Consider the following 7,921-nt stretch of genomic DNA (forward strand, 5'->3'; position numbering starts at 1 on the left):
CAGCCACGTCCACACTCAGGGTCCACCCGCGCATCCCCGGGCGCAATGGCCTGGCCACACCCACCATGGATGATCATGCATGATCATCCCAGTGGGCGAGTTGATCTCTTGTTGATCTTTTCTTGATCTTCGGATTACCTCGGCGATCTTTCGTGATCGACACGAGACGTCACTTTGGTATGACGCTGAGTGAAACGGTGGAGGTGCTCTCTGTCCAGGCATTGCCGACGTGCCTGATCGGAGAGAAACCGCCCTCCGTTGCTACGCGCTCGGCACGGCCCGAGGGTCGCCTCTATTCCGCCCCGGCGAGCGGGAAACCCTGCTCTCCAACCCGATCCTCAATGGGAAGGCTAGCGCTGTGCGGGTGTGGATGACCCCGGGAGACGACAGGGTCATGTCCACGACTGCGCCGCGTCGGGTTTGCGCTCAGCGGTCTCGACTTCGCGCACCGGTGGCTGCGCCACTTCGCGTTGGGTGGCACGCTGAGCGCGGGCGGTCTGTGGGATGTGCTGGAGGGGCGCCGTTCCGCTGAACACGTTGGATCACGACATCATCGCGCACGCTCTCAAGGCGTACCTGGCCGCCCGCAGTCATGATCTCGACCGCGACTCCGGGCGCTCACCGCCATCTTGCCGATGAGCGAGTCACGGCACCAGTCGGTCGGCGCTACGGTGTATGACAACCAAGAGCGACCGATATCTTTCGCACCGCTACCGATTTGGTCCCGATACGGCGCCCTGTTCGAGTAGACCGGCCGCGCGCGGCCGATCTGGCGGTGGCTTAGGCGACGGGGAGGTTGTTGAGGCGCCATTCGAGGATGCCGTCGGTGAGGCGTTGTGCTGGTCGGTTTGTGGTTGGCGAGGAAGCGCACGGAGTCGTGGGCGAGTACGCAGTGCGCGCCTCGGCAGTGAGCGACGATTTCCTGGTCGGCGGGTAGTTCGGCGAGTTGGTCGAGGGGGATGCTGATCGCGCCGGGACGTGTCCGGCGGTGTATTCGGCGGCGGGTCGCACGTCGAGCACGGTCACCTGGCCGGCTTGGGCGCGGCGTAGGAGTTCGTCTCGGGTGATGTGTTCGGTGTCGTCGGGGCCCAGGTAGCGGTCGCGGGCGGCTTGGACGTCGGGCATCCGTTCGGTGGCGACCGCCCGTAGGTGGGCGTAGAGGGCGGTCACGTCGCCATGGGGGCCGTCGGCGAGCCGGTAGTAGATGGTGGTGCCCTCGCGGCTGGTGGCCACCAGTCCGGCCTGTTTGAGTATTTGCAGGTGCGCCGAGGCGGTGGTCAGTCCGAGGTCGGCGACCTGCGCGAGGTCGGCCACGGCGCGCGGGCACTGGGCGAACAGGTCCAGCAGCTCCAGGCGTTTGCCGTTGGCGAGGGCTTTGCCTACCCGGGCGAGTTGTTCGAACAGCTCGGTCTCGATCGGGTGTGATTGACTGGGCGTTGGCCTGGAGGGGGTGGGTCTGGGTGCGTGGTGCGCCCGATCGCGACGGGCATGAGGTGATCGCGCGCGCGGTGGTGCGTGTGTGCGGCGAGTCCGGTGAGGTGGCTGGTGCCGGGTTCGTGGTTGGGGCGAATCTGGTGGCTACTTGTGCGCATGTGGTGGGTGTGGCGCACGGGGTTGAGTGGGATGGGGATTCCGGCTGTCCGCCGTCTGGGGCGTTGTGGGTGGAGTTTCCGCTTCTGCCTGGGGCGGTGCGGTGTGGCGCGACGGTTGCGCGGTGGTCGCCGATGCGGGCTGACGGTACGGGGGATGTGGCGATTTTGGCGTTGGCGGAGCGGGCGCCGGTGGGTGTGCCGCCGATGTGGGAGCCGGGGGAGGTGTGGGGGCGGGAGTTTCGGGTGTTGGGTTTCCCGGCGGATCTGTTGGATGGGGAGTGGGTGTCGGGGCGGTTCGCGGGTCGCCAGGGTTCTGGGTGGTTGCAGTTGCGGGCGGCTGATGGTGGGCCGCGGATCTCGGGGGGGTTTAGCGGGTCGCCGGTGTGGGATGTGACGGCGGGATGTGTGGTGGGGATGGCGGTGGCTGCCCGGCCGGAGGGGCCGGCGACCGCTTTCGCGTTGCCGGTGCGGGACGTGTTGGGGCTGGATCCGGCGTTGTTGCCCAACCCGTATCGGGGCCTTGAGCCGTTCGATGAGGAGCACGCCCGGTTTTTCTGCGGCCGTGAGCGTGACGTCGAGCGTGTTCTCGACGCCTTGGCCGGGTCGCCGTTGGTGGCGGTGACCGGCGGTTCGGGGGTGGGGAAGTCCTCGCTGCTGCGCGCCGGGGTTGCTCCTCGGTTGCGGGCCGGGGGTTGGCGGCTCGGTGAGATTCGGACGGTGGGTACGGTCGGCGGGCTTCGGGCGCTGGCGGCGGCATTGGCCCCGGTGCTTCGCCCGGGTCTGGATGCCGACGTGGCCGGCGGTTGTGTGGTAGCGCTGGCCGAGCGGATCCGTGCGGATCTTGGCTCGGTGGCGGCCGAGCTGTCGGAGCGGCTGGGTGAGCGGGAGTTGGTTTTGGTCGCCGACCAGTTCGAGGAGCTGGCGGTGGACCGCCCCGCCGAGGCCCGCGAGCTGCTCGGCGCGCTGTTCGAGTTGGCCGAGGCTGTGTCGGTGGGAGATCGGCTGCCGTTTCGGGTGGTGCTCACGTTGCGGGGCGGGAGCGTGGATGACCTGCCGCCGGGGCGGATGGCCGCGGCGTTGGATGCGGGCCGAGTGGTGCTGCGCGCGATGGACCGCTCGCAGTTGCGGGCGGCGATCGTCGGGCCGACCGAGCATTCCCCTGGGCTGTCGTTCGAGCCGGGTCTGGTTGACCGGATCTTGGATGACACCGGTGTGGAGCCGGGGCGGCTGCCGCTGTTGGAGTCGTTGCTGACCCAGCTATGGGAGCAGCGTGACGGCGGGCTGTTGCGTACGGCGCGGTATCGGGAGTTGGGTGGGGTGGCTTCGGCGATCGCGCGGCGGGCGGAGGAGGTGTTCGTCGAGCTCACCGCCTCGGCGCGGGATGAGCGGGGTTGGCGGTTGCTGATCCGGCTGGCCCGCCCTGCCGGGCCCGGGTTTGTGCGTGCGTCGTGTCCGCTGGGGGAGTTGCCGGCCGAGTTGGCTGGGGTGGCGCGCCGGCTGGCGGTTGAGCGGCTGGTGGTGCTGACTCATGACGCCGCCGGCACGGCGACTGTTGAGCTGGCTCATCAGGCGTTGATCGATCATTGGCCGGCGTTTCGGGAGCGGCTGCGCGCGGATCGCCGGTTTCTGCGGTGGCGCCAGGAAATGGATCGCCAGTACCGGCACTGGGTGCTCAGCGGCGGTGATCCGGGTGCGTTGTTGCGGGGTGGCGCGCTGGGCACCGCGAAGGAGATGCGCGCCGAGCGCGGTGTCGATCTGTCCGCCGCGCACCGCGACTACATCGGCGCCAGCGTGGCCAGGACGCGTCGCGAGGTGCGGCGCTGGCGGGTCGCGGCCGCGGTGTTTCTCGTGCTCGCGCTGGGCGCCGGCACGCTGGCCGCCCTGGTCGCGCGGTCACGCGCGGACATCCGCGATGCACGGGACGCGGCCAACGTCCGTGCCATGGCCATTGACTCGGCGAACCAGGCCAGAATCGAGCCGGACAAGGCGGCACAGCTCGCACTCGCCGCGTACCGCGCCGACCCGCACAGCCCGGAAGCGCGTAGCGCGCTGGGCCGGGCCTACCTGGCCAACCTCGCGGTCGGCCAGGTCGTCACCGGGGTGACCGATACCCGGATTGACCAGCTGCTGACCAGTACGGATAGCGACACTGTGCTGGTTGGGCACAGCGGTGGGCATGTGGTGGTCTCCGGTCTGAACGAGCCCGTGCCCCGGTCGTGGGTGTTGCCCGACGCGGCGGACGACATGCAGCTGGCGCTGACTCCGGATGGCCGGCGGGTGCTGGGGCTCGATGCGGACAACCGGCTGCTCACCTGGGACGTTCCCACCCAGGCCGGCCCGGTCGAGCTTGCCGCGCCGGGCGGGCACCGCGAGGCTTCGGCGAACCTGGCCGTGTCGGCGGACGGTCGACGCGCGGTCTGGACGGTGCAGGCCAGCAGTGACCGCACCGATGTGTGGATCTGGGATCTGGAGGCGAATCGGCCGGTCGAGCACCACGTGCGGCCGCCGCCGACGGCGCGGGTGACCGAGGCGTGGCTGACCGATGATCCTGGCCGGGTCGCGCTGCGCCTGGGCGAGCCCGCCGCGCCGGATTCGCGTCTGGTGATCTACGATCTGGCCTCAGGTGCGCAGCTGCGCATCTTGTCGCCGGGCAGTGCGCTGGCCCGGCACGGAATCTTGGCGATCGCGTGCCAACCCACGGTCTCGGTTTCCCGCGCCTCCGACGGCGCCCCGGCGACGGCGTTCCCCGGGCTGGCCGGTAAGGGCTGCGCGGACTCCGACGCCGGCTGGGTGTCCTTGTCCGGCGATCGGGAGTACCTGCGTTACTGGACCGCCGAAGCGGGCAGCGACCAGCAATCACTGCTGACGATCTTCTCGCTCCGTGACGGCCGCCAGTACCAGCTGTTCCTGCCGGGGTTCTGGTCGTTCCCGATCCAGCCTGGGCCGTTTCGCCCGCTCGATACCCTCGGGATGCTGCGCGGCCGCGGCGGGGCGCCGAGCCCGGTAGTCGCGTTGGGGGAGTCGCTCTACCGGTTCGACCCGCCCGCCGGTCAAGTGCCCGGTCCCGGATCCGCGCCCGACCCGGCCGGCGATACCCAGCTCTCCCTGACCGGGGGGGTGCTGCGCGGCCTGCGCGGATCAGGCGTCCCGCTCGGGCCGCCGATCACCTTGGCCACCGACCCCGCTGAGATCGCCTGGCTGCACGACCCGGTGTACGGCAGGCCCCACGTGCTGCTCCGGCCCGAGCACGACCACCAGGCGTTCGTACTCGCCAGAGACGGGACGTTGGGCATCTGGGATCTGCGCACCGGGCGGCTGCTCAGCCGGCTAGCCACGCGGGTGACCTCGGGCGGGTACACGCCGCCGCACTCGTTGCTGCGGTACGTGGTCAACCGCGACGGCCGCTACCTGGCGTTCATGGCCACCGACGGGGTGGTCCAGGTGTGGGACATCGACGCCGGCGCGCAGGTGTGGACCCTCCCGATCCCGCCGATGCAGCTGTTCGGTTTCGACCGCACCGACGAGCTGGTGGTTTCCGACGCGCGGGGGGTGAGCCTGTGGAACTTCCGCGACGGCAGCCAGGTCGGCCCGCTCGCGCCGGCCGGCGGGACGACGATCCCCCAGCCGCTCCTCGATCGGCAAACCCTCACTCTGCGGCTGTCGAACACCCCCATCACCCTTGACCCCGAGCAGTGGTTTGCCCGGGTGTGCGTGGCGATGAACCGGCCATTCACCCCGGCCGAACGTGCCCGGCTACCGGAGGGTATGCCGGATGAACCGCCCTGCGCCCGGCACTGATCATCGGCTGTCCGGATCGAGTTGCGTGCCGAGCGGCACCTGCCGGGCCGACAGGCCGGGACGGCAACTCACGAACTCCGCCCGCCCCCACGCGTCGTCGGTGTGGCCGGGTTCGGCGCGCACCTCGACCACCAGCCTGGGCACGACCCGTCGACAGTCCACCGGGATGGCACAACCCCCATAGAGTGCGTCGAAGAAGCCGGGCGAACAGGGCCACGGGTGATCCGCACCCGCGGTGCGCAGCAACGCGGCCATGTGTCTGGCGAGATCACCGACGGGGGCGATCACCTGACACACCGGCCGGAACCGGCCGTCGCTCGTGTAGCGACCCAGGATCAGGAAAATCGGCATCCCGGATGGGCCGTCCACCGCACCGACGATCGCGGTCGTGGTCCGCATCCGCGCCCGGCGCTCGCGCTCGGCCTTGGCCCGCCCGCTGAGCATGCCACCGAGCGTGCCCCACAGGCCCGCCATGTGCGCGTACCAGGCGCCCGACCCGAGGAACACCGCGCCGAAACCGAGCAACGCCAGCACAACCTTCGGCGCGGTGCGATCCGCCCGGTCGATCAACTCGTCGCGGGTGTATGTCCCGTCCTGGGTCAGACAGAGCTCGGTCGGTGCCAGCGGCCGTCTGTCGCACATTGCCTCCGACTCGTGTAACAACCCACCTACCGCGCCTGCGACGAGCAGCGCCCCGACGAGGCCGAGAAAGATTGCCGAAACCAGGCAGTCGCGGCGGCTGAACCGAACCATCCTCACGATCACAGCTCCTATCCCTCGTAACCGGTCACCATGAGCTGACCGGTTCACCAATGCCCGCCGATCCGGCCGGGCTCCCCATCACCACCGACGACCCGAAGCCCCCGATGGTTGTGCGGGCGCACGCACCGAAGATCCACGTACGGAGCTCGAAGTGGTAACGGGGACCGCCGTGCCCACCTTTGACCTGTGGCGAGGAGCCGGTTGAGTGCACGGCGATCAACCGCTCACCGGCATGCCGAACCGGCCAATCCACAGTTGACGCGTAGGCCTGGCCTCCCGGAACAACCGCGACTCCCTACAGCGACGCGGGATCCGCCGCGCCCGTGGGTGGGCTGCTCGGGGGCCGCCGGAGGTGTGGATGCTCAGCAGTCGATCACGGTCTGATACCGGGAGCCTGGTTTCGGTTTTGGGAACGGGCGGGTGTTGTAGGCGTCGATGTTCCAGCAGTCGGTGACCCAGGTCGGGTTGGACCAGATGACCTTCACCGAGATCGGCCGGCCGCATCTGTTGCGCACGTTGACGCCGTTGTCGTATGCGTCACGGGCGGTGCAGTCGACTTCGCCCTGGGTGTGGATGGGCGTGAGCGGTGTCGCGTGGGCGAGGGGGGCATACACACCACCGGCGACGATCGCGGCGGCGAGCAACAGGCTGGTTCGCATGGTTCCTCCTGCGGTTGAGCGCGTGGATACGCGCCAAGCCCGACAGGCCCCCAGGCGCCGGGGTTGCCCCACCCCACCTTGCATCACCCGAATGGGTCAATGATGAGCGGCTGCGCGCAACCAGCGTCGGTTGGCTAGCGTCGCAGTCGCTATGACCGCCGAGACGAGTGCCGGGACGAGCAGTGGGGAACGCGCCGTGACCGAGAAGCCAGTCGAACCGGAAGCCGACCTCGACTGGGACAGCTGGCTGGCCGAGCTGCTGCGCGGGTTCGACGTGCGCTGGTTGGATGCGATACGCACCGCCTCGGCCGCCGACCGGAGCCACCGCTCGGGCCTGATCCGCGTCGGGCACGCCCGTGGCGAGGCCTTCGGCGAGTGGGTGGCGCGGCACTACCGCGAGCAGCACGGCGTGCTGATCCACGCCGCGATGCGTTACCTCGACAACGTCGAGGACGCCAAGGAGGCCGTACACGACGTCATTCGCCGGATGCTGGCCAATCCGCCTGCTCTGGATGGGGATGACGCGCTGCGCGGCTACCTGTACCGCGCGGTGCGCAATGAGGCTATTAGCCGGCTGCGTCAGCACGCGCGCCGCCGCGAGTTCGAGGATATCCGCACCCAGTTGGACAGCGAGATCGCCGTGAACATCGGCGCGCCGCTGCCGGCAATCGATGATTCGGTGACCCGTCAGCTGGTGCTGGCCAAAGCGTTGCAGCGGTTGTCTCAGCGGCTGCGTGAGGTGCTGCTGTTGGTCGACCACGACGGGCACAGCATGCAGTCGGCCGCTGACCGGCTGGGTATCACCCCGGGTGCGGTGAAGCGCTACCTGTTCAACGCCCGGCACGCCCTGCGCGAGGACGAGTCGCTGCGGCAGCTGCGCAGCGCCGCCTGAGCCAGCGCGCGGCAACCAATCCGGGCTCCGCCGAGTCGAGCAGGGTGACCGGAGGGGAGCGCGATGCGCGAGAACAAGATCAGGGCGATCGCCACCGAAGAAGTACGGCGAGCGCTACGGCAACAGCGAACCGACGAAGTCGCCAGCGACCTCGATCGGCTCACCGAGCGGCTGACCAACACCACTTCGATGGCGGCGCGCGCCGCCGAACAAGTGGT

5 protein-coding genes and 1 pseudogene are annotated in these 7,921 nt (G+C 69.5%); 3 read left to right on the forward strand and 3 right to left on the reverse strand.

Translation table 11 applies throughout. The features are described 5' to 3' along the window. Positions 1-780: 780 nt before the first annotated feature. On the reverse strand, positions 781-1,416 hold the full coding sequence (locus ABEB12_RS34580) for an ArsR/SmtB family transcription factor (RefSeq protein WP_345703393.1): 636 nt from the start codon (positions 1,414-1,416) through the stop codon (positions 781-783). A 140-nt stretch (positions 1,417-1,556) separates the two neighbouring features. On the opposite strand from ABEB12_RS34580, the pseudogene ABEB12_RS42295 reads away from it, so the two are divergent. Both ABEB12_RS42295 and ABEB12_RS34585 read left to right on the forward strand, forming a co-directional pair. Continuing rightward, a pseudogene (locus tag ABEB12_RS42295) lies at positions 1,557-1,997 on the forward strand (trypsin-like peptidase domain-containing protein); the annotation flags it as partial. Between the two features lie 9 nt (positions 1,998-2,006). Beyond that, positions 2,007-5,390 carry an AAA family ATPase gene (locus ABEB12_RS34585; RefSeq protein ID WP_345703391.1) on the forward strand — a complete coding sequence of 1,128 codons (3,384 nt, stop codon included), beginning with the start codon at positions 2,007-2,009 and terminating at the stop codon, positions 5,388-5,390. On the opposite strand, the gene ABEB12_RS34590 is transcribed toward ABEB12_RS34585, so the two are convergent. Both ABEB12_RS34590 and ABEB12_RS34595 read right to left on the reverse strand, forming a co-directional pair. Further along, positions 5,391-6,149: a hypothetical protein gene (locus ABEB12_RS34590; RefSeq protein ID WP_345703392.1), complete on the reverse strand. Its 759-nt coding sequence runs from the start codon at positions 6,147-6,149 to the stop codon at positions 5,391-5,393. Between the two features lie 365 nt (positions 6,150-6,514). Then, positions 6,515-6,811, reverse strand: coding sequence for a hypothetical protein (locus ABEB12_RS34595; protein ID WP_185066060.1), 297 nt, complete (start codon positions 6,809-6,811; stop codon positions 6,515-6,517). A 196-nt stretch (positions 6,812-7,007) separates the two neighbouring features. Here ABEB12_RS34595 and ABEB12_RS34600 point away from each other — a divergent pair, with 196 nt between their 5' ends. Continuing rightward, complete coding sequence (locus ABEB12_RS34600; RefSeq protein WP_185066061.1) at positions 7,008-7,703, forward strand: sigma-70 family RNA polymerase sigma factor; 696 nt, start codon at positions 7,008-7,010, stop codon at positions 7,701-7,703. Positions 7,704-7,921: the final 218 nt, after the last annotated feature.

The sequence above is a fragment of the Actinospineispora eucalypti genome (genome assembly GCF_039543365.1).
GTDB lineage: Bacteria > Actinomycetota > Actinomycetes > Mycobacteriales > Pseudonocardiaceae > Pseudonocardia > Pseudonocardia eucalypti.

Bases quoted from the DNA above. Each gene is read 5' to 3' on its own strand.
- ABEB12_RS34585 (WP_345703391.1), top strand. From the start codon at position 2,007: ATGGCGGTGGCTGCCCGGCCGGAGGGGCCGGCGACCGCTTTCGCGTTG.
- ABEB12_RS34595 (WP_185066060.1), bottom strand. From the start codon at position 6,811: ATGCGAACCAGCCTGTTGCTCGCCGCCGCGATCGTCGCCGGTGGTGTG.